Here is a 20,777-nt window from a genome sequence, read left to right on the forward strand (position 1 = left end):
GCTCATCGCAGCGGAAGTCCGTCGGGCCGCAGACAGAACTATATCGGTGAGGGTTGCCGCAACTCGTTCAGGGCGAGTGCGGCTGGTACGTACCGGACGATCTCCACAGCAACGAGCCGGCAGGCAAGGCCGCGTAGACGCCGTGAGCGGCCGACGCCGTCCGCTTGTGCAGAACCGGGATCCGGGTGAGGCTGGAAACGTCGGCCAAGAATTGTCGTTCCAGGGCTCGCGTCACATGGTCCTGCACTGGGATGCTGGCCGACTTGTCGAGGTTGCATCGCGCGTCGGTTGCTACCAGGTTGGCAACACCGTCGATGGGGATTATCGACCACGGCACCACGTGATCGATGTGGACTTCGGATTGCAGACGACCGTCGCAGTAGAAGCAGCGACCCGACTGCAGGTCACGGAGCGGGTCGACGAGAGCACGCAGCGCGGTGCGGTCGGTGCCGAAGAGAAAGCCGTCGACGTCCTCGGCATCGAGTTCGGCGCGGTTGAGATCGATGACATCGTGCGCCCATACGGAGCGGACGAAGGTTCTGAGCAGCACGGATGTGCGGCGAAGCCCCTCGGGCACACCTGGGCGCAGCACGATGACGGCGATCCGGTCGACGTCACTCACGGTCATCTTCTTGTGAAAGCCCCCCGCGTCGTACAGGAACTCGTCGCGGGCAGCGCTGTGGGGGACGGTCTGAAGATGCGTGAGAGGTTGTTGCGCGATCGTCAGCCGCACGGAGCGAACGAGTCGTCGATAGACCGGATGGGCGGACTCCCGAGCTGTCTCCGCGGTGCGAAGCCCATCGGATATCAGGATGTCTCGGACCTCTGCGACGCGATCCGGGATCGAACGTCCGCGCCGGACCTGAACGAGTCGTCCGTGGCGGTGGAACGACCGAACCTGATTCCAGTAATAGCCGATGATCCGGTGCGCGATCTCGTCGATCGGAACGGTGAGACTCCCGTCGGGAGCAGCGGTGTTCTCGACACAGATATCCACGAGCGCCATGACGGTCGCGAGTTTGTACGTGGAATTGCGGCGACCGGCTTCGAGGAGCTGCACGACGCGGCCGGCGACGTCGAGAGGATCAAGTGCCGCGTAGCTCATCCCGGCACAATATCCGCCGCTCGAGCCGTGAGGCTTTCGCGCTACGAATTCTGAACCGGAGGTCGTGCGGTGAGAGCGCTCGGTCGATGCGGTTCTTCTGTCAATCCGAATCGTTCATCGAAGATGTCCTGCGACGTGAGAGCGATCTATTGCTCGGCTCAAGCATGGGCGAGCAGCATCGTGACGTTTGGCCACTGTTTGTGGGGCGGATCCGAATGGAGACAGGGACGACGAGCGGCCCGCAATGATCGAACTCGAACCCGAATTCGATATGTAGACGATAGGGGAGTGCAGTGGGCTTCCTCGCGCGCTGAACCGGGGTTTGCCCGCACTACACGCAGGGCGAGCCTCGGTTCAGCGCGCGAGAGTTGCACGGGCGCCGGCGGCCCGGAGGCAGGCGTCGGGCCTTCTGGACTACGACCCCTTCCACCACGACGTGTACATGCGGCCGTCGTTGCCGCAGATGACCGCGTCGAGATTCTTAGGACCACGCGCGATCGCGGTTACCTTACGACCGGCCGGGAAAACTCCGCCGATGTTGCGCCAGCGGTCGCCGATGCCCGACCAATCACCACCCTGGTACCACCACGACGTGTAGACACGACCATCATTTCCGCAGATGAAGAGGTCGATGCTGTCGCGGGACTTGGCAACCGCACTCACCGGCGCACCCCTCGGGAAGACACCGCCGATGTTCCGCCACGTGTTGTTGAGGCCCGACCAGTCGCCGCCTTGGTACCACCAGGAGGTGTAGACGCGGCCGTCGTTTCCCGTGATGAACGCGTCGAGGTTGCCGGCGCTGCGCGACGTGACTGCGACAGGGGCGCCCGGAGGGAAGAAGCCACCGATGGAACGCCAGCGGTCGCCGATGCCGGACCAGTCGCCGCCCTGGTACCACCAGGAGGTGTATACGCGACCGTCGTTGCCGGTGATGAACAGGTCGATGCTGTTCGACGACTTGGTGATTGCGGTGACCGGTGCGCCCTTCGGGAACACGCCGCCGATGTTGCGCCAGTTGTTGTTGATGCCGGACCAGTCGCCGCCCTGGTACCACCAGGAGGTGTAGACGCGGCCGTCGTTGCCGGTGACGAACAGATCGAGATTGCCGGGGCTGCGCGAGGTGACCGAGATGGGAGCGCCCGGAGGGAAAAACCCACCGATGGAGCGCCAGCGGTCGCCGAGGCCCGACCAGTCGCTGCCGTAGTACCACCAGGACGTGTAGACGCGTCCGTCGTTGCCGGTGACGAACAGGTCGATGCTGTTCGACGACTTGGCGATCGCGGTGACGGGCGCGCCCTTGGGGAAGACGCCACCGATGTTGCGCCATCGATCGCCGATACCCGACCAGTCGTTGCCCTGGTACCACCACGACGTATAGACGCGACCGTCGTTGCCCGTGATGAACGCGTCGAGATTGCCGGCACCACGTGATGTGACGGACAGCGGTGCTCCTGGCGGGAAGACGCCTCCGATGTTGCGCCATCGGTCACCGATGCCCGACCAATCCGGATACAGCGTGTGCACCGCGGTGATGTCGCCGCGCGACAGGCCGTTCCGTTGCCCCATCACCACGCCGGGCGGCAGTGGGACTCGCGGCACGATAGTGGGTTGCCCATTGGTGCTGAACGCTGTCGCCGAATAGTGCATGACGGATCCGAAGTCGTAGGCACCGATGTCGTCGCCATCCGTGATGTGCTGGTCGAAATTGTGCGCACTCGCGGGATCGATGTTCGAGAAACGGATCTCGACCAGATTGTTGCGGTCCTCCCGGCTCTGCTCGTGCCACAAACCCAACGCGTGGGCCATCTCGTGGACGACGGTGCCGACAGGAGCATTGGCAGCGATCTCGATGTCCTGACGACCACCGCGCATACCGACCGGTGACCGGCTCGCTGTGCTCGGACGGAATCGCACGTAGTTCGCGTGCCCCGCACGTGCGATGAACCGTATTCGGGTGTTGGCGGTCCAGTGCGCCACGGCGTCCGTGATGCGCTGGGCGTTGGGGAATGCGGGGTCGACCTCGAACGGGACGGTCGCGTTCGGCCAGCGCAGGTGAGCTCCCGTGATGCCGATCCCCTCGGGACCGGCCTGGGCTGCGACCTCCTCGACCGTACCCAGCACGATGTCGCCTTCGAACACGGCCAGGCCGTCCACATCGGCGTATTGAACTTCCCGATCACCGTCGGCGGTATGGACGACGGCCGTGCCGGCGACCGGCCCCGATCGGTATTCGCCGGTGTCGCCGTAGTCCTCGGCGTGGGTGAGTGGTGCTTCGTCGATGGACATGGGATGTGTTCCTTTCGTGGGGTGCGAACCGTCCCGGTCGGGAGTCGATTCGTTCGGTACGGGATCCGATGGCCTTCTCCCGCAGAGGTTGTGATGGCAGAGTCGTCAGGTGACCACGTCGACCGGCGCTGTGAGCGGACCGGCGTCACCGGTCACAGGCACCGGTATCGACCGGGTCGACAGCAGGTCGCCGATCGCGACCATCCCGTCACCGACGATGTCGACGTGGCAACGCAACGACAGTGCGGTTGCAGCAGGCACTTCCGGTGCATCGAGTACGAAGGGGATACGTCCGCCGGGCCGTACTGGAATGCCTTCCATCGCGATACTCGCCAGCACCGGCGCAGTCCCGTCCGTGTACGACACGTCCCTGACCTCCACCACGACCCGCGCCGTCGTGTTGGGTGCATCGGTCGGAATCGTCACGACTCCGCGGACATGCCTCACGCGTCCTCACATCGGCTGAGTCGTCACCAATGGATGGCTGCCACCGAATCCAGTGGTTCGGTGATCGCCTCCGCCGCGACCTGCAGATCCGCATCACGCAACGTCTGCGGGAACCGCAGCAGTGCGCGCTGTTCGATCTCGGTCAACGGCACCTGGAAGACCCGGAACTCGTCGAGGTCGAGCACCTCGAGTTGGTCGAGGTTCTGGCTCAGCAGGAAGCCTCTGGCCTTGAGCTCGCCGTTCTCCACGAACACGAGCACCTTCCAGAACTCGCGGGGGATCTTCACCCGTCTGAACTCGCGGTCGTCGTCCGCGAACACCGGGCCGCCGAACGCCGATACCTTCAGATCGTCGACGTCCACATCAGCGAAGACCGCGTCTTCGAGCCTGCCCCAGATCCCGTCGCGGGCGCTCTGGTTGAAGTCGTCCATCTGCGGGGTGATGTTGGTGTAGAAGAACGAGTCGGTGTTCGCCTTCTTCGCCTCGCTCGTGCTGCCCCACAGCAGGTCGGCCCGTCGTGCGAGGTGCCCGCGATCGAGTCGGTTCGATCGATACAGCTCGTTGCCGACCTGGGCGTCCGCTGCCAGCCGTGGATCCTTCACGAAGTCGATGTTCTTGCGGCTGAGTTTCTTCATGGATCCGCCGTCGATGTTCCACGCCACCCAGGCCGCGAACCGGCGCGACTTCCGCATCGTCAGCGAGAAGTGCGTGTAGTGCAGCACCTCGGACCCGTCGTTCGCCTTCGCGATGTCGGGCTTCACCTCGGCCGTCACGTCGGGAAGTGGGACGGGCGTCGACAGGAAGTTCGGGTCGTAACCGACGGCCGCGACCGCCTCTTCCGACGCGGGCGGGGTGAGGGTCACACCCAGCTTCTCGAAGACGGACTGCGGGAGGCACGCCAACGCGTGCTCGTCGGAGCTACCGTTGGCCTCCCCGGCGAAGTGCAGCCCGGCCAGGACGGTGGTCGCCGCGCCGGTTCCGGACCGGAACATCCACGCCGCTCCCGAGTCGCCACCGCTGCTGATCTCACCGTCGGCTGCCGGGTGCTTCGGGTCGGGTCCGATCTCGAACCCACCGATGGACTTCGTGCCGACCCCTCGATACGTGATCTTGGCGATCACATCGACACGACGCACCAGACCGTGGGTGATGCCGGTGGTGCGACCGCTCTTGATCACCTTGTCGCCGAGCTCGGGTTCCCCGATAGCGTCCGGGACGACGCCGAGCCCACGGATCTCCGGATCGAACTGCCGATCCTCGATCGTCGCCACGGCACAGTCCCCGGCCGGCCCCAGATGCGACCGCGCGAGTCGTCCCACCCGATTAGCGTTGATGCGGTTGTCGTCGTGCGGGCCGGGCTGGACGATCGTGTCGCCCACCCGACCCGTCGCGTTGTGAAGCACGTGCCAGTTGCTGAGCATGTACGGGGTGTGGTTGTCGACGTCGTAGACGACGCATCCGATCGTCCCGGCACTGACACTCGTGTGCCCGACGCTCACACCCGGGACGATCGGATCCAGTCGCGTCTTCCGGGGCGGCGTCGCTGCTTCCGGGACGCGATGGAATGCGGGTTCGTACGACCTCTCGATCACATCGGTCGGAACCTCCACACCGTTCACGGTGATGCTCTCGGGAAGTGGGGAGGTACCCAATGCTTCGAGAGCCTCGGGCTCCGATACCTTCTCGTTCACCGTGAACTGCACTGCGAGTTCGCCGGTCGGTTGGCCGTCCACATGCTTGTATCCGACGCCGACGGACGAGACGTTCGGATCGTCGAGGTAGTCGGCGCCCTTGGTGCGGATGAACTTCCGCAGAGCGATGGCGAGGTCGTCCTTTCGTGGGCGGGGCGTGCGTCCGTTTCCGCGATTCTTTGCAGGCATCCTGAATCCCCTTTCAACACGGCGCTGAAATGGAGGGTGGCGCCGTCGGCACGCCACAATCGTCGCGGTGATTCCTGGGGACTACACGAGTAGGGCGCTACCCGAAATGACTGGGCGACGCCACCCGCACACGGGAGCACGGTGATTCCGTACTCGGACGATTGCCCGAGTACGACAGCAGGATCCGACCTCGCGACCTCTACTCGATTCGGCAACCCCTCGGCCACCCGAATCCGCGTAGTAGGGCACTCGTGCGGTCGGCGCTGTCCGCTTCCATCCTCGACACGAGTCCGAGTGACACTCTCGGTCGAATTCGGAAGGAAGAACAATGACCCTTACATTCAACGGTGCCGTCGTCGTGACCGATGCTGCGGAAGAGACCTCGCCACTGGATCTCGTCGCCGCCGAGACGGTACTCGAGCAATCACCCCCATCCACCGGATCCGATTCGGGAGTGATCGATCGGACCTTGTCCGGCGTAGAGGTGCTCACCGACTATGCGGGAACCCCACAACCCCTGGGCACCACACTGGAAGAGCTGCTGCGCCGGCAATTGCCGGACGCCGCGGAAGCGACCTTCGGTCCGGCAGAGCAAGGCCAGCCGTCTCCCGAGTCCGTGATCGGGACGGACGACCGGGTCCGGATCGTCGACACTGCGGTGTACCCCTGGCGGGTCCACGCGTCACTGCTGATCCAGATGGCGGACGGGTCTTTCGCTTCCGGCACGGGATTCTTCATCGGTCCGCGTACCGTCATCACGGCCGGCCATTGCGTCTTCGTTCAGGGCACCGGCCCCAGTCGCGGGTGGGTACGGTCGGTGACGGTGATGCCGGGACGGAACGGCACGTCTCTGCCTTACGGTTCGGTTGTCGTTGGTGCAGCAGTGATCCGAGGAGTTGTCCAGTCTGCTGGTGTCCCGGTCCCGTTCGCCCGCGTGATGGTGGAGATGGGACCGGGGCCGATGCCCGACATCGCCATCCTTTCCGGCGCCGACGGGCAATTCGCCGTCGACACACCTTATCGAGGGCCGTATGCACTGATGATCTACGCGGATGAGTACCGACCGGCGCATCTCACTGCGGACGTGTCGAACCCTGAGGACTCGGTGGAAGTGGCGGTGGAACTTCGCCCCGACTCGCTCTGAGATCCGGATGGCCCCCGCATATGCATCGTGCGATGGAAGTGCACTCTCCCTGTTCCGAATGAGGGCGACGACATTCGCGTAGCGCACTACTCGTGCCTGTCGCACCCTGCCGCGTGACGATCGTTGCACCAGCTTCGAACCGATGCGGCAAGGACGAATCGACATGCCGAAGAACATCATCTATTGCGCTGACGGAACCTGGAACTCGGGGAAGCGGACGAACACGAACGTGCACCGTTTCCACGAAGCGCTCGCGTCGACCCCCACCCAGGTCAAGATCTACGACCCCGGAGTGGGTACGGAAGGGAACCTGCTCTCGCGCTTGCGGGGCGGCGCCTTCGGGCGGGGCCTCATCGAGAACGTACGGGAAGGTTACGGACGTATCGCCGACGTCTTCGAGGAAGGCGACCGTCTCTTCCTCATCGGCTTCAGCCGCGGCGCGTACACCGCGCGGAGCCTCGGCGGAATGATCGCCTACTGCGGTCTGCCGTCCCGCCGACCCACCGGTCGCCTCGTCGAGCAGGCTTTCCGCGCCTACCGCAACCGGACACCCGAAGACAAGAAGTGGGTCGGACCTTCCGGCGGAACCCGCATGGTCGACGGGCACATCGAGATGATCGGCGTGTGGGACACGGTCGGAACACTCGGAATCCCGGGCGCACTCTTCGGCCGGCTCGACCAGAAGGACTACGGCTTCCTGGACACCCGGCTCCATCGGGACGTCAAGGCCGGCTACCACGCGCTGTCACTCGACGAGCGGCGTCGACAGTTCCCGCCGACCCTCTGGGAAGGTCCAGCGGCGGACGGGCAGACCATCGAACAGGTCTGGTTTGCGGGAGTGCACTGCGACGTCGGAGGTGGCTTCCCGACGACCTCGCTGGCCGACATCAGCCTGGCATGGATGTTGTCGAACGCAGAGAGGCACGGTGTCGAGATCGATCCGGTTGTCGCGTCGACCTATCCCGCGCTCCTGCTGGACTGCACTGCGGCACTCGGTCCGGTCAACGAGTCGTGGAATCCACTGTGGGGCTTTCCTCGTCGCCGAACGGTCGGGAGCGACGCGCGCGTGGCCGACTCGGTGGTCTTCCGGGTGACCATGAACTCCCGATACTCACCTCCGCTGACCATGGACAACAATCCGCGGCGACTGTCGGCGTCGTACCGGCTCGCCTCGGTGGTTCGCATCTAACCGGTCTCCGCCGGCATCGATATCGACGACGGGAAACTCGGTGTTCACACGAGTCTGGCGCGATCGAACCCGCGAGGCGCGAGTAGTGGTGTACTCGAATTCGAGATGGCCCATCGCCCCGATTCGGGTGGAGTCAGCCCCGCTGAGTGGGGTCTGACCCACCAAGATCGTCGAAGGAGTGAACCGCATGCGTCCGACCGGCATCACCACGAATATCAACGTCCCGGACATCGGGGAGGCGCGGAGTTTCTACGCGGACTATCTGGGGCTGAGCGTCGAAGAGATGAACCTCGGGTGGGTCGCGCGGTTCACCACTCCCGATGGTCGTGCCGTCGTCCAGTTGGTCAGCGGCGACGAGTCAGCTCCCGTGGACTCGGCGATCTCCGTCCACGTCGGCGACGAGGTGGAGGCGGCCTACGAGGAAGCGCAGCGTCGGGGGTTCGAGATCGTGTATCCGCTGACGACGGAGCCGTGGGGAGTGCGGCGGTTCTTCGTGCGCGCACCGGACGGCACGGTCGTCAATATCGTCAGCCACTCCGACGACCCGCGGTAAGGGGACGAGGACGCCGTTCCGATCCGGTGTTCTCGACGGCGTATATATCGGTCGAGAACACCAGATCGTCCGGCTCGTCGCGCCGTCGCGTGCGGAGGCGAGGAAGTACCCAGTCCTGTAGTACGTCGGCATACATCTGGCGCATCGTCTGGTGCGGACACTGATTTGTGTGGGTTCGACCCCGGAAAGCGGGGGCAGATCCACATTAATCAGCTCAGGCCGAGGTCGATGGCGGCGAGCCCTGCCTGCGTGCGGTTGTGGACGTCGAGCTTGGTGTACACGTGCTCGACGTGGTTGCGGGTCGTCTTGTGCGCGATGCCCAGCTCGTCGGCGATCTGCCGGTTCGAATAGCCCAGAGCGACGAGTCTGAGGATCTCCACCTCGCGACCCGTCAGTCCCGCAGGCCAGGGCGCGCGTCGCTTCGTCGGGTGCCCGGCCGCGAGCAGTACGGCCTCGACCGCTTCGGTGTCGAGTCGACCGGCCTGCGCATCGTGGCACATCCGGGCCGCCGCGGCCTCCGCCGTCAATGCTTTGCGGTGCGGTCTAGCTTCTCGTAGCCGCTGGTAGGACTCCGCGGCGGCGAGGATCCGCGCCGTCACGCCCAGGTCGGCAGCTCGGAGTCCGCCGGGATATCCGGAGCCGTCGAGCCGCTCGCGGTGCGTCACTGCGACGGCGACGACGGGTTCCAACCCTCCGACGCGGCTGAGGATCCGTCCGGTCAGATACGGATACAAGCGGACCCGCTCCCATTCCGCGGTGGTGAGCGGACCGACCTTCTCCCAGATCTGATTGGGCACACCCATCCGTCCCAGTCCGTGCACGAGACCCGCGCGGTAGAGGAGTTCGACCTCGGCGACCGGAAGTCCGCGATGCCGGCCCGCGGCCGCCGCCAGATCCGCCACGCGTCTCGAATGCCCCAACAGGTAAGGACATTTCAGGTCGACGAAATCCGCCATTGCGCGCAGCATCTCGTCCAGTTCGGGTCTGCTCAGGATGTAGTCACGATCGGACGCCTGGGCGAGCGCCGCCGACCATGCGTCATGTTCGAGGACACCCGCCGTGATGGCGTCGACGTCGTCGACGAACACCTGCACCACACGAGGACCGAACTGGGTTCCGCTTCGCGCACGAGCGACAGCGACCGCCTGCGCTGGCCCACCGAGACGCACATAGACCTCGGCGACGTCGGCCAGCTGCACGATCTGCATCTCGACGGGAATCTCATCACCGCGAACGCCCGTGGGTAGCCCCGCGCCGTCCCAGCGCTCGAAGGTGAAGGTCAGCATCCCGCTCACCCGAGGGTCCAGCCCGACGCGATCGGAGAGAACACTCGCGGACCCGCAGTGGGACCGGATGAGCTCGGACACCTGCCGGCGCGCCGTGAACAAGAAGGACGTGGCGTGGAGGAAGCGCTCCGCGTACGGCAGTCCCCGCCCACTGTGGCCCATCAGCATGCGGAAGAAGGGGAGTCCCGTCATGTCCACCGCGTACGTGTCCGCGCGGAACGCGATGTCGTCGCCGAACATCCGTGCCAGTTCATGGGAGTCCGCGTGGCACCCGATCCAGGCCACCAGGTTGGCGTAGAAGACGACGTCCCGCTGGTCGCCGCTCAGCCCCATCCGGTCGGCGATGCGCGTGGCGATCACTGCGGAACGCAGCATGTGCTCCATCGGCTGACCGAGACCCAGATCGATAGCGAGGGACAACGCGGCGACCAGTTCCGCCCGTCGCGGACCGTCACCCGTGGACGTCATGGAATCAGTGTCCTCGCACGATGCCCGGTCCGAAAGATGAGGCAGCGGCCTCATGACGTGCGGACGCGGCGAGCACAGGATCGAAGTACCCGCAATCGAGGAGGACGACATGACCATCACCCCGCACGAAGCCGCCCAGCAGTCCTGCGAACTGCCCCGGGTTTCCGGAGAGCGTTTCGCCGGCTACGCCGTGATCGGCGCGCCGTTTGCAAGCGGCCACTATCTCGCGCTGCGCAGATTCCCGATCAACAGCATCGGCGACGGCTTCACGTCCGTGTGGCACCGCAACCCGGTCGGCACGTGGACTGTCTACAGCGACGTGCCCGCCGAGCTGAGCTGCCCGCGCTATCTCGGTCGCGCGCTGAGCCGTACCGAGCAGACCGACGTGCGCGCCGAGTGGACCGGACCGGCCGACCTGCACGTGACGGTCGGTGGCGAACTGGAGTGGGATCTCCGGATGACGACGTCGCCGGCGACCACCCTCATGAACGCGGCGGGCAGTCTGATGCCCGACGCCCTCTGGCGCAGCCCGACGGTGCTGGCTGCGATGGGTCGCGTCGCCGGACCGGTGCTCGGCGCCGGCCGGATGCGGCTCGGTGGGCACCTGCCGAACGGGCAGTGGTTCCGGGCCAACCCGCGGCAGCTGTGGGCCGCGCACACCGAGCGCGCTGTCGTCGGTGGAGTGGATCTCGGGCCGGAAGGTCCACTGACCCAGCAGGACCGCTTGGGTGACTTCCGGCTCCCGCAGCGCGGGCTGTTCGCGACGGTGCAGGTCTGGCTCGAACCGTTCGACGCTCGGCGTCACTTCCCGGCACGTCCCGACACGGTGTATGCGGACGGCGAGTGATCGGTGGGTGTTCCCGGGGGTAACAGTCTCTGGGACGGGAGTGTCACAAGGTTTCGTTCGAAAGTCGAGGCAACTCTTGCGCAAATGACACACAATGGATTTCGGTAACGAGTCGTCAAGTGGGAAAGGCAATTCAAGGTCAAATCACCCGCCCGCTCCGGTCTGCTGACACTTGCGGGAGGCCTGGCGTTTTCGGGATGTGCGATGATCGAAGCAGTCTTGGGAATCCATGCGAGAGACTACGAGCCCGTCGAGGTTCGATCCGGACCGCCCACGCGAACGGACGACGACGCGGGGGGCGGCGTAGAACTCGGAAGACTGCTTGCCGTAGCGACTTTGACTCCTGCGCAGGCCGCGCTGCTCGTCACGGATGCGGTCGATCAACTCGAACTCGCGCACACCCGGGGCCGCTATCCGATCCGCCTCCGAGGCGACGCAGTGATGGTGTCCGAGGGCGGTCAGCTCACCATCGATTGTGTCAAGAACGCACGATCCTGGGGCGAGGTGCGCGACGCGACGGTGGGTCTTCTTCGCCGAATCGTGACGAACTGCCGCAGCGAAGCGCTCGAAGAGAGGATGGACGCGGCGATCGCCGAGTCGTCGGATCTCGTCGGTCTGGCGAGACGCGTTCGTTATGCTGCTGCAACCGAATTCGACGAAACGGAGGTCGAAAGGAAACGATCGCAGATCGCCGCGCTCGTCTCGGTGGTGAAGGGAACTGTTCGTCCGGTGGACGGTACGGCGGAGTGGACGAACGTGCCGCGCCTGACGGAAGAGAGGACCTTCGTCCCGAATCGTCGTCGCCCGCCGGCGGGAAAGGTGTGGCATCGCAAGAAGCGACGGCTGCCGCGACGCCGGACCGTCATGGCGCTGCTCGCGATCATCGCGCTCGTCGGGCTGGTGTGGGTGGCCCCCGCGGCGTGGTCGGAACTGAATCGGGGCTGGCACACACTTCTCGACCCGGTGGAGTCGTCGATGGACGACCGGATCGATCCGGTGTCTCCACCGCCACCGGTGCCCGACGTCGCACCGGGAGCGCCCGTGCCGGGGCCCGTCGGCACCGGTCTTCCCGGAAGCGCCGGACCGATCACGCGGGTCGCCGCGAGCTTCGCGAACGGTCCGTGCGAGCCGGGAGAATCGTGCACCGTCCGCGTCGACGTCGGGCTCGACCCCGCGGCGAATATCGGTGCGGTCACATGGAATCTGACCGTCTACGACCGATGTACGGGCGTGACACTGCCGGGCGGGGAGGTCACTGTGCCGGTGCCACCGGGAGGCCCGGAGGCCTACGGCATCGGCAGCGTCGACCTGCCGCCCGGGTCGGCACTCGCCGTCGCCGCGGTCACCACCGTCCCTGCAGCGGCCGCGTCCGAGCCGTTGTACGTTCCCGCCGAGAATGCCGCCTGCGTGCCCGGGGGCTCTCGTGACGGCGGATAGGCGCCCATCCGATCCCTGGCTCGTCACGGCGGCCGTCGCACTGGTTGCTCTCGGCATGCTCAACATGATCTCGACGGGCATGTCGTCGCTCGCAGTGCGTCACGCCCTGCTCGCTGCCGTCGGACTCGGTGCGATGTGGGTGACCTCGCGCATGCGGATCGCCGCTCTGGGCCGTTTCGGGTGGGCGCTGTTCACCGCCTCGGTGGTTCTGCTCGCGGCGGTGCCGCTGGTGGGCATCGCGACCAAGGGCGCTCAACGCTGGCTGGATCTCGGCGTGTTCACCCTGCAGCCTTCCGAGATCGCCAAGCTCGCGCTGGTCATGGTGCCCGCCGCGATACTGGCCGGCGGATACACGCTCGGCAGGCTCGTCGGCGTCCTGATCGTGTCGGCGGTGCCGATCGCCCTGGTGGCGCTGCAACCCGACCTCTCGACCGCCGTGGTCCTCGTGGCGACCGTGCTGCTCATGCTGATCCTGGCGAGAGTCCCGTTGCGGTCGTTGTTCCCGCTGTTCGCGCTCGGGCTCGCCTCGTTGCCGATGGCCGTGTTGTTCCTGCGTCCGTATCAGCTCGAGCGGATCCATGTCTTCCTGTCGAACGACGCCGACCCGCAGGGATCGGGCTGGGCTGCGTGGCAGGCGGACATCGCGATCGGCAGCGCGGGGTGGTGGGGGCTCGGGCGCGAACCGGACTACGACCTGCGGGCCCAGTACCTCCCCGAGTCCGAACACGATCTGGCCTTCGCGAGCCTGGTGTACGGGTGGGGCCTGGTCGCCGGCATCGCCGTGGTGGCGGCCGTCGTGATCATCGTGTGGCGTTCCGTGGTCGCCGCGCGCGTCGCACGCACCCGGGAAGCGGCACTCGTCGCAGCGGGCATCGGCGGTGTGTTCGGGCTGCACACCGTGGTGTCGGTGGCCCAGAGCCTGTCGCTGCTGCCGCACACCGGCATGCCGATCCCGATCTTCAGTTACGGAGGCACCGCCTCGATCATCGGATTCGTCTCGATCGGATTGGTGCTCGCGGTGCGCCGCGACGGCGTGACCCGGCCGCTGTGGGTGACCGAACCCAAGAAGCGCCGCCTGCCGCGAGGCGTGTCGGTGGGTGCGCTGACGCTGACGGCCTCGCTCGCCGCGATGTCGGTGTTCGCGTGGCAGATGCAGACCGCGCACGGCACCGAGTTCCGCGCGACGAGCGACACGCAGATGCTGCGCTGTATCCGCCTGCCCGCCGAACGCGGCCACATCCTCGACCGAGCCGGCCTTCCCGTCGCGACCAACGTCGCCGAGTACACCGTCGCGGTGGTCGCCCGGATGTTCGCCGAGGGCGTCCCGTCGGCGCGTTACGAACTCGCCGCCCTGCTCGGCATGCCCCCGGAGAAGCTCGACGAGGAACTGCGGAGCAGTACCGGCGGGGACCTGCAGGTCGTGCTCGGACGCGTCGGGCCCGACCAGGCCCGGGCGATCGTGGACGCTCGGCTGCCCTGGGTGCTCGTCTACCCGACGGGGCGCAGGCAGTACCCGCACGGAGAGGTGCTGGCGTCGCTCCTCGGGTACGTCGGCATCGCGGACGAGCAGGACATGGAGCTGTGGCCGACCCTCGCGCTCGGATCACGGGTCGGCAAGGCGGGGCTCGAGCGGCAGTACGACGCGTTGCTGCGCGGCGTCGACGGCAGGCAGTGCGTCTACGTCGACCCGTCCGGGCGCCCGGTGGGCACGGGGGAGCGGGTGGATCCGATCCGCGGCCACGACCTGCGATTGCACCTCGATCTCGGCATGCAGCAGGCCGCGACCGACGCGCTCGCGCAGACGGTGCGCGCCAGCGGCGGCGACCTCGGTGCGGCGGTCGTGATGGATGCCCGCACCGGTGCGGTACTGGCGTTGGCCAGCGTTCCCGGCTACAACAACAACGTCTACGGACCCCCGGCCGACCTCGCCGCGATCGCGGCGCAGACCGCGGCATCGGGTCCGGGCCGCATGCTCAATCACGCGGTGCAGACGGCGGTACCACCCGGCTCGACGTTCAAGATCGTGACAGCGTCGACGAACGCCGCGTTCGACGTGCTGTCCCCGGACGCCTTCCTGGCGGGTGGGGCGGCGTACACCTACGGCGGTCACACCTTCGCCAACTGGCAGCCGATGGGCCCGAACAACTTGCTCGGGGCGATCCAGTGGTCCGACAACGTCTACTTCTACCAACTCGCCGATCTTCTCGGTCCCCACCGCATCGCGCAGACCGCCGCCGAACTCGGCGCCGGTGCTCTCTCGGGGATCGACCTGCCCGCCGAATCCGCGGGTTTCGTCGGCACCCCGGAGAACGTGGAGAGTATCGGCGGTGCCTGGTATCCGGGCTCGACCCTGCTCATGGGTATCGGTCAGGGCACCGTCACGGCCACGCCGATCCAGGTCGCGCGGTGGACGGCGGGTATCGCGTCGGGTCAGATGGTGACCCCGAAGCTCGCAGCTGCCTACGGACCCGGTGACGCAGTTCCGATTCCCACCGAGGAGCCGCGCCGGTTGTCGTTCGCGGACAAGCTCGAACCGGTACGGGCGGGCATGCGGGCGTCGGCTTCGGCCGGCACCGCCGGTCAGCTCGCGAGCTTGCCGGTGACGGCCGCCGCCAAGACCGGCACGGCAGAGGATCCGTCGGCACCGGGCAAGGGACTCAACGCGTGGTTCTCCGCGGTGGTGCCCGCCGAGTCGCCGGAGGTCGTGGTGACGGCGCTGGTACGTGGCGGTGGTTTCGGATCGGCCACCTCGGGACCGGTCGTCAAGGGTCTGCTCGAGCGTTACCTCGCGCAGCTCCGGACGCCGAATCCCTGACAGGTCAGGCGGCGTAGGCGGCGATCACGTCGGCGTGCTCGATGCACGAGGTCGCGCCCTCGGCGACGCAGGTGAGCGGCCGCTCGGCCGTCTTCACCGGCAGGCCGAAGGCCTCCTCGAGCAGCTGCGGCACGCCGCGCAGCATCGATCCTCCGCCGATCGCCAGGATGCCTTCGGACATCACGTCGCTGATCGCGCGCGGCGGCAGGTCGTCGAGGCAGCTCGACAGCGTCTGCACGATGCTCGTCGTGGTGGGCCGAACCGCATCCATGATCTCCTCGGTCTCGAGCGTCACCAGACGCGCGCGGCCGGTCGCGGCGTCGCGACCCTCGACCACGAGCGACCGTTCGTCGGCGGTCTCGGGCGCACCCACTTTGGCACGCTCGGCAGTGAGTTCACCGACGAGGATCTGGTGTTCTGCGCGGAGATACCGGAGGATCGCGCTCGTCAGGTCGTCCCCGGCGATGCGGCAACTGCGGTGCGACAGGACACCGCCGTAGCAGAGAGCTGTGACTTCCGAAGTGCCACCGCCGATGTCGACGACGAGATGGGTCCGGGGCTCGAGCGGGTCGATCCCGCAGCCGATGGCACCGGCGACCGGCTCGGGAATCAACCCGACCTTCCGCAGGCCGGCCTCGTGCCCCACCTCAAGCAGCGCCCGACGCTCGAGCGGCGTGGCCCCGGCGGGAGCTGCGATGACGCCCACGGGCCGGATGCCGTAGCGGCGGCGCGGCGCGAGCTGGGCGAGCACGGCCGTGACGAATGTCCGTGCCGTTTCGAGATCGACGATCACCCCGTCGCGTATGGGGTGGACGGGAGTGATCCCACCGGGTGTGCGGTCGACGAGGTCGCTCGCCTCCTTGCCGATCGCGAGTGCTCGGCGCGGTTCCTTCGTCCGAACCATCATCAGCGACGGTTCGTTGAGGACTATGCCTTCGTCGGGAGTTCCGACGACGGTGTTGGCTGTTCCGAGATCGATACCGAATCCACGCACGTCGGCCTCCGAGAGGATCCCAGCGAAATTTTCCGGATGGTGTCCAGCGGCATCGTGATGATGTCGTGTACCGCTCAGGTTACCGCCGCCGAATTCCCTTACGCGCGTTGTTCACCGGAATGATATGCCGCACCGTGGGGTCGGGTGCCCCGCTCGTCTCGGATGACCGGATCAGGCGGGATCGAGCTGCAGCACAACCTCGACGCGCCCGCGTTCGTCGCGTGTCGCAACGGCGTGGCCGGTGCGTTCCTCCTCGTCGAGCTCGATGCTCATGGGAGCACCGACGCCGAGAAAGTTGCGCCACCAGGACTTCTCGTCGGGCATCGCGACGCCGATCGTCACAGAGTCGCCCGAACGTCGGTAACTGATCGGTAACGTGATCGTCCTGCCGGATTTTCGACCCGTGTACGTGATCGGTGCGACATAGTTACGGATCCGGTTACCGATGACGGGTAGGCCGGCGGCTGCCATGACCATGGAATTGAAGGGACCTGCGAGACGGAAGAGCGAACCGGCAATTGTCATGTCTACCTCCCGCAGACACGGTACGGGAAGACGTAACCGTCCGACATCGATTCGGACTCGGACCTACGCTGGTGCGGTGACGATTCTCGTAACGGGGGCGACCGGAAACGTCGGCAGACTCGTGGTGGACGAACTGGTGCGGGCAGGCGCCTCGGATGTTCGCGCACTGACCGTGGATCCCGCTCGGGCAGCACTGCCCGCGGGCGTGGAGGCGGTGAAAGGGTATGTGGGCAGACCGCAATCCCTCGACGGCGTCTTCGACGGCATCGACACCGTCTATCTTGCTCCGGTTCCGGCCGTAGCGCGCGATGTTGCGGTACTCGCCCGGGATGCGGGTGCGCAACGGTTCGTCACACTCACCGGAGGGCCCGGGACGGAGTGGCACGGCATCGAGGCCGACGTCGAAGCGTCGGGTCTGCCGTGCACGCATCTCGAACCGGGGGAGTTCATGGCGAACGCGACCATCTTCGCCGGGCAGATCCGCACGACCGGCCGGGTCCTCGGCGCCTATCCCACCGCGGCGAACGCTCCGATCGCTCTCGAGGACATCGCCGCGGTCGCAGCCCGCGCACTGCTCGACGACTCGCATGCCGGCCGGACGTACGACCTGACCGGACCGGAGTCGCTGACCCACCCGCAGATCGTCCACGAGATCGGACGTGCCCTCGGCCGCGACGTGCCGTTCGTCGAAGTGCCACGCGAGGAGGCCGAAGCGGTGCTCGCCGACGCGATGGGGGAGTACGCCGGTTGGTATCTCGACGGTCGCGCCGAACTCGTCGACAACCCGCAACTGCCGACGACGGCGGTCGCGGACGTGCTCGGCCGGCCTGCGACGACTTTCGCGCAGTGGGCCGACGCGCACGTCGACGAGTTCCGCCGAGGTCTACTCCTCTGAGCGCTTCTCCTCTTCGGAAGCAGCGCCGGGAGGAACCGGTATCACCGCGGTCGTCAGGGTGATGCGCATCCGGTCGTCACCGGTATCAATGCGATACGGGGCGAGGATGTCGGCGAACCTGCTCTGGATCTCCGCGAGATCGTCGGTGGTGACGTAGAGCGGGGTGGTACCGAAGCCCATATAGTCCCGCAGGCTCCGATCGTCGTCCTCGATGAACTTGTCGAAGCTCTCGCCGAGCGCACCCAGGAAGGTGACGAAGGCATTGCGCAGTTCGGCGTCGCTCATCGCGGCGAGGTCGTCGTGGCCGACGTGTGCCATGCGGTCGCCGAGCGCGAGGGTGCGTTCGACGGTTCCACGCACGCGACGTTCGTCGACGACGGTGACGATCTCGGCGTCGATCAATGCTGCGACGTGTCGGTAGAGCGTGGCCTGGGTGACGTCGGGAAGTGCCGACCGGAGGTCGCTCGTAGTCAGCTGCCGTCCTCCGAGTTGCTGCACGATCCGCAGTCGAACCGGGTGCAGCACGACTTCCGCGAGCGGGGACGTCTTCGCCATCGGTACCTACCCATCATTGTTATCACCGTGATAATGTTCTCAGTGCTGTAGCCAGTTTACCGTCGACGGAAGGTCCGACGTCATGGCCGAAACGACATACGACAACGTAACCCTCCACCTGTCCTTCTCTCGGTGGGAAGCCTTTCTGGTCCGCCGCGCCGCGATGGAGATGCCGATCTCGGCGATCACCCGTGTGGAGGTCCTCCCGGGATGGACGTCCGAGATCCTCGGCATCAGATCGGGCATGGTGATCTCCGGCCTCTTGAAAGTGGGCACCTTCCGGCACCCGCGCGGCATCAAGCGCCTGGTCGCCATGAAGCGAGGTCATCCGGTGCTGCGCGTCGCGCTGGGTGGCCCCGGCGTCGAGTTCGACGAACTTCTCCTGAGTTCTCCTGAGGCGTACACCCTCGCGGACGCCCTGCGCTCGGCCGGGGTCCGATGAGCGGCGGCCTCAGTCGGTGAGTTCCGCGAACAGTGCCCGCGCCGCCTCCACGGTGGCGTTCTCGTCGCCGGCGATAACGGCGGTGACCAGGGTGGTGTGTTCGGGTTCGAAACCGAGACCGGTGACGCGGACGTGCCGGTCGATGGTCCGCCGGATCGACGGGAGCAGCGAGTCGTAGAACTCGAGGTACACCGCGTTGTGGCTGGCCTCGACGATGCCGCGGTGCAGGGCGACGTCGGCGGCCACCGCGGCGTCGGTGTCGGATCCGGCGAACAACCGGTTGCGTTCGGCGAGTAACTGCTCGAGCCGGGCCACGTCGTCGGGGGTGCGTCGGCGCGCGGCCAGGACGGCGGCGGTGACGTCGAGTGCCTGCCGCAGTTCGAGGACGTCGCGTTCGTGGGCGGTGGCGAAGTACTTGCCGAGGGTGCCGGTGACGTCGGAGGTCGCGATGACATAGGTGCCCGAGCCCTGCCGGCGTTCGAGCATGCCGGTATGGACGAGTGCCTGCACGGCCTCGCGGACGGTGTTGCGTCCGGTGCCGGTGAACTCGCACAGCTGCGGTTCGGTGGGGATCTTCTCGCCCACCTTCCAGCGTCCGCTGCAGATCTCACTGCGCAACTGCTCGGTGACCTGCTCGATCAGGTTCGTCCGCTGAACAGGTTTTCCCAAAGTCATCCCATCATCCTATGATTTCCGGTGTGAGTCTTCTGCGTGGTCGGCTGTTGGTGTTCTGTGCGATCGCGATGTCGGCCCTCGTGCTGAGACTCGCGGTCACTTCGTTCAGCCCGCTCGCCGCGCAGATCAGTGAGGAGATCGGCTTCTCGTCCACGGTCGTCGGCGTGTTCGGCATGATCCCGACCGCGATGTTCGCGGCTTTCGGCCTCGCCACCCCGGCGCTCGGCCGACGATGGGGGCTCGAACGCACCGCGCTGATCGCAATGCTTATGGCCGGTGTGGGTATGGCGACCCGCGCGCTCATGACCGACACGTGGTCGCTGCTGCTCCTGTCGGGGCTCGCGCTCGGTGGGATGGGCATCGGCAACGTCGTCATCCCTCCTCTGGTCAAGCGCTACTTCTCCGACACGCTGGCACTCGTCAGTTCGGTATACATCGTCGGCGTGCAGTTGAGCACCATCGTGCCCGCCTTCGTCGCGGTTCCCCTCGCCGACGCCTTCGGCTGGCGCGTCTCGCTCGGAGTGTGGGCGCTCATCGGGTTCGCCGCGGCCGTTCCGTGGGTGTGGGTGCTGCTGCGTCATCGGAACGCCGATGCCGGGGACGTGGCTCTCGTCGACCGGAACGTCGACGGCAGGGTGTGGCGGTCGCCGGTGGGCTGGGGAATGGCCGGCATGTTCGGCATGACATCCCTCGTCACCTACTCGATGTTCACGTGGATCCCGGACATCCTCGCCGACGCCGGTGCCAGCGCTGCCTTCGGCGGTGCGATGGTGGGCTTGTTCGCCCTGCTCGGCCTGGTCTCCGCGTTCGGCGCTCCGTCGCTGTGCGCGCGGATGACGAATCCGTTCCCGGTGGTCGTGGCGTGTGCGTCGTGCTTCCTCATCGCGTTCGCCGGTCTGTGGATCGCGCCGATGAGTGCCCCGATCCTGTGGATCGTGCTGCTCGGACTCGGGCCGAGCACGTTCCCGATGGCCCTGACTCTCATCAACCTGCGCTCCCGCAGCCACGCCGGATCCGCGGCCCTGTCGGGCTTCACGCAAGGCGTCGGTTACACCGTCGCGTGTCTGGGCCCGCTGCTGTTCGGTGTCTTCCACGACCTCACCTCGGGCTGGACGGCCTCGTTCGCCTTCATGACGGTCGCCGTCGCGGTACTGGTGACCGGCGCCTATCAGGCCTGCAAGCCGCGGGTGGTCGAGGACAGCTGGAACGCCCGCCCGATTTCGGTGGGTTAGAC

General features: G+C 66.6%; 19 protein-coding genes. 10 read left to right on the plus strand and 9 right to left on the minus strand.

Annotation, left to right across the window (positions count from 1 at the left end):
• Positions 1–67 precede the first annotated feature (67 nt).
• Positions 68–622 carry an HNH endonuclease domain-containing protein gene (locus C6Y44_RS28385; RefSeq protein ID WP_318653674.1) on the minus strand — a complete coding sequence of 185 codons (555 nt, stop codon included), beginning with the start codon at positions 620–622 and terminating at the stop codon, positions 68–70.
• Between the two features lie 12 nt (positions 623–634).
• Between C6Y44_RS28385 and C6Y44_RS28390 the strand changes: the two genes are divergently transcribed.
• The gene (locus tag C6Y44_RS28390) at positions 635–1,159 is read left to right on the plus strand and encodes a hypothetical protein (RefSeq protein ID WP_318653675.1); all 525 of its coding nucleotides are present in this window, start codon (positions 635–637) and stop codon (positions 1,157–1,159) included.
• A 360-nt stretch (positions 1,160–1,519) separates the two neighbouring features.
• Here the strand turns inward: C6Y44_RS28390 and C6Y44_RS07890 are convergent, their stop codons facing one another.
• The 3 genes from C6Y44_RS07890 to C6Y44_RS07900 form a co-directional block, all read right to left on the minus strand.
• Positions 1,520–3,391, minus strand: coding sequence for a M12 family metallopeptidase (locus tag C6Y44_RS07890; RefSeq protein WP_159418793.1), 1,872 nt, complete (start codon positions 3,389–3,391; stop codon positions 1,520–1,522).
• Positions 3,392–3,496: 105 nt separating this feature from the next.
• A complete protein-coding gene (locus tag C6Y44_RS07895) occupies positions 3,497–3,817 on the minus strand; it encodes a hypothetical protein (RefSeq protein WP_159418792.1) in 321 nt (106 codons plus the stop codon).
• A 44-nt stretch (positions 3,818–3,861) separates the two neighbouring features.
• Positions 3,862–5,718 (minus strand): DNA/RNA non-specific endonuclease, encoded by a 1,857-nt coding sequence (locus C6Y44_RS07900; protein WP_159418791.1) that lies wholly within the window; start codon positions 5,716–5,718, stop codon positions 3,862–3,864.
• A 358-nt stretch (positions 5,719–6,076) separates the two neighbouring features.
• On the opposite strand from C6Y44_RS07900, the gene C6Y44_RS07905 reads away from it, so the two are divergent.
• The 3 genes from C6Y44_RS07905 (at position 6,077) to C6Y44_RS07915 (ending at position 8,604) form a co-directional block, all read left to right on the plus strand.
• On the plus strand, positions 6,077–6,862 hold the full coding sequence (locus C6Y44_RS07905; RefSeq protein ID WP_192378736.1) for a trypsin-like serine peptidase: 786 nt from the start codon (positions 6,077–6,079) through the stop codon (positions 6,860–6,862).
• A 163-nt stretch (positions 6,863–7,025) separates the two neighbouring features.
• Positions 7,026–8,051, plus strand: coding sequence for a DUF2235 domain-containing protein (locus C6Y44_RS07910; protein ID WP_225623754.1), 1,026 nt, complete (start codon positions 7,026–7,028; stop codon positions 8,049–8,051).
• Between the two features lie 187 nt (positions 8,052–8,238).
• On the plus strand, positions 8,239–8,604 hold the full coding sequence (locus C6Y44_RS07915; RefSeq protein WP_159418789.1) for a VOC family protein: 366 nt from the start codon (positions 8,239–8,241) through the stop codon (positions 8,602–8,604).
• A 209-nt stretch (positions 8,605–8,813) separates the two neighbouring features.
• Here C6Y44_RS07915 and C6Y44_RS07920 read toward each other — a convergent pair whose 3' ends face one another.
• Entirely contained in the window at positions 8,814–10,358 is a 1,545-nt protein-coding gene (locus tag C6Y44_RS07920; RefSeq protein WP_159418788.1) for an HD domain-containing phosphohydrolase, read from the minus strand.
• A gap of 109 nt (positions 10,359–10,467) precedes the next feature.
• Between C6Y44_RS07920 and C6Y44_RS07925 the strand changes: the two genes are divergently transcribed.
• From C6Y44_RS07925 to C6Y44_RS07935, 3 genes are all read left to right on the plus strand, one after another.
• Positions 10,468–11,205, plus strand: coding sequence for a hypothetical protein (locus tag C6Y44_RS07925; protein ID WP_225623755.1), 738 nt, complete (start codon positions 10,468–10,470; stop codon positions 11,203–11,205).
• Between the two features lie 336 nt (positions 11,206–11,541).
• Positions 11,542–12,642, plus strand: coding sequence for a hypothetical protein (locus C6Y44_RS07930; RefSeq protein ID WP_159418786.1), 1,101 nt, complete (start codon positions 11,542–11,544; stop codon positions 12,640–12,642).
• Positions 12,629–15,457 (plus strand): FtsW/RodA/SpoVE family cell cycle protein, encoded by a 2,829-nt coding sequence (locus C6Y44_RS07935; protein ID WP_159418785.1) that lies wholly within the window; start codon positions 12,629–12,631, stop codon positions 15,455–15,457. The genes C6Y44_RS07930 and C6Y44_RS07935 overlap by 14 nt, the downstream gene beginning before the upstream one ends.
• Positions 15,458–15,461: 4 nt before the next feature.
• Here C6Y44_RS07935 and mreB read toward each other — a convergent pair whose 3' ends face one another.
• Positions 15,462–16,451 carry a rod shape-determining protein gene (gene mreB / locus C6Y44_RS07940; protein WP_159418784.1) on the minus strand — a complete coding sequence of 330 codons (990 nt, stop codon included), beginning with the start codon at positions 16,449–16,451 and terminating at the stop codon, positions 15,462–15,464.
• 171 nt (positions 16,452–16,622) lie between these two features.
• A complete protein-coding gene (locus tag C6Y44_RS07945) occupies positions 16,623–16,976 on the minus strand; it encodes a hypothetical protein (RefSeq protein WP_159418783.1) in 354 nt (117 codons plus the stop codon).
• A gap of 76 nt (positions 16,977–17,052) precedes the next feature.
• Here C6Y44_RS07945 and C6Y44_RS07950 point away from each other — a divergent pair, with 76 nt between their 5' ends.
• Positions 17,053–17,871 carry an NmrA family NAD(P)-binding protein gene (locus C6Y44_RS07950; protein ID WP_159418782.1) on the plus strand — a complete coding sequence of 273 codons (819 nt, stop codon included), beginning with the start codon at positions 17,053–17,055 and terminating at the stop codon, positions 17,869–17,871.
• Here C6Y44_RS07950 and C6Y44_RS07955 read toward each other — a convergent pair.
• Positions 17,860–18,426 carry a helix-turn-helix domain-containing protein gene (locus tag C6Y44_RS07955; protein WP_159418781.1) on the minus strand — a complete coding sequence of 189 codons (567 nt, stop codon included), beginning with the start codon at positions 18,424–18,426 and terminating at the stop codon, positions 17,860–17,862. The two genes, C6Y44_RS07950 and C6Y44_RS07955, sit on opposite strands and share 12 nt — an antisense overlap.
• An 82-nt stretch (positions 18,427–18,508) precedes the next feature.
• Here C6Y44_RS07955 and C6Y44_RS07960 point away from each other — a divergent pair, with 82 nt between their 5' ends.
• On the plus strand, positions 18,509–18,868 hold the full coding sequence (locus C6Y44_RS07960) for a hypothetical protein (RefSeq protein WP_159418780.1): 360 nt from the start codon (positions 18,509–18,511) through the stop codon (positions 18,866–18,868).
• 9 nt (positions 18,869–18,877) lie between these two features.
• Here C6Y44_RS07960 and C6Y44_RS07965 read toward each other — a convergent pair whose 3' ends face one another.
• Positions 18,878–19,543 (minus strand): FadR/GntR family transcriptional regulator, encoded by a 666-nt coding sequence (locus tag C6Y44_RS07965; protein ID WP_120282032.1) that lies wholly within the window; start codon positions 19,541–19,543, stop codon positions 18,878–18,880.
• An 11-nt stretch (positions 19,544–19,554) separates the two neighbouring features.
• Between C6Y44_RS07965 and C6Y44_RS07970 the strand changes: the two genes are divergently transcribed.
• Positions 19,555–20,775 (plus strand): MFS transporter, encoded by a 1,221-nt coding sequence (locus C6Y44_RS07970; RefSeq protein WP_159418779.1) that lies wholly within the window; start codon positions 19,555–19,557, stop codon positions 20,773–20,775.
• The last annotated feature ends 2 nt before the right edge of the window (positions 20,776–20,777 follow it).

The sequence above is a fragment of the Rhodococcus rhodochrous genome (assembly GCF_014854695.1).
In the GTDB taxonomy this organism is placed as follows: domain Bacteria; phylum Actinomycetota; class Actinomycetes; order Mycobacteriales; family Mycobacteriaceae; genus Rhodococcus.

Bases quoted from the DNA above. Each gene is read 5' to 3' on its own strand.
- C6Y44_RS07925 (WP_225623755.1), top strand. From the start codon at position 10,468: ATGACCATCACCCCGCACGAAGCCGCCCAGCAGTCCTGCGAACTGCCC.
- C6Y44_RS07970 (WP_159418779.1), top strand. From the start codon at position 19,555: ATGATTTCCGGTGTGAGTCTTCTGCGTGGTCGGCTGTTGGTGTTCTGT.
- C6Y44_RS07965 (WP_120282032.1), bottom strand. From the start codon at position 19,543: ATGACTTTGGGAAAACCTGTTCAGCGGACGAACCTGATCGAGCAGGTC.
- C6Y44_RS07900 (WP_159418791.1), bottom strand. From the start codon at position 5,718: ATGCCTGCAAAGAATCGCGGAAACGGACGCACGCCCCGCCCACGAAAG.
- C6Y44_RS07960 (WP_159418780.1), top strand. From the start codon at position 18,509: ATGGCCGAAACGACATACGACAACGTAACCCTCCACCTGTCCTTCTCT.
- C6Y44_RS07910 (WP_225623754.1), top strand. From the start codon at position 7,026: ATGCCGAAGAACATCATCTATTGCGCTGACGGAACCTGGAACTCGGGG.
- C6Y44_RS07920 (WP_159418788.1), bottom strand. From the start codon at position 10,358: ATGACGTCCACGGGTGACGGTCCGCGACGGGCGGAACTGGTCGCCGCG.
- C6Y44_RS07890 (WP_159418793.1), bottom strand. From the start codon at position 3,391: ATGTCCATCGACGAAGCACCACTCACCCACGCCGAGGACTACGGCGAC.
- C6Y44_RS07945 (WP_159418783.1), bottom strand. From the start codon at position 16,976: ATGACAATTGCCGGTTCGCTCTTCCGTCTCGCAGGTCCCTTCAATTCC.
- C6Y44_RS07915 (WP_159418789.1), top strand. From the start codon at position 8,239: ATGCGTCCGACCGGCATCACCACGAATATCAACGTCCCGGACATCGGG.
- C6Y44_RS07955 (WP_159418781.1), bottom strand. From the start codon at position 18,426: ATGGCGAAGACGTCCCCGCTCGCGGAAGTCGTGCTGCACCCGGTTCGA.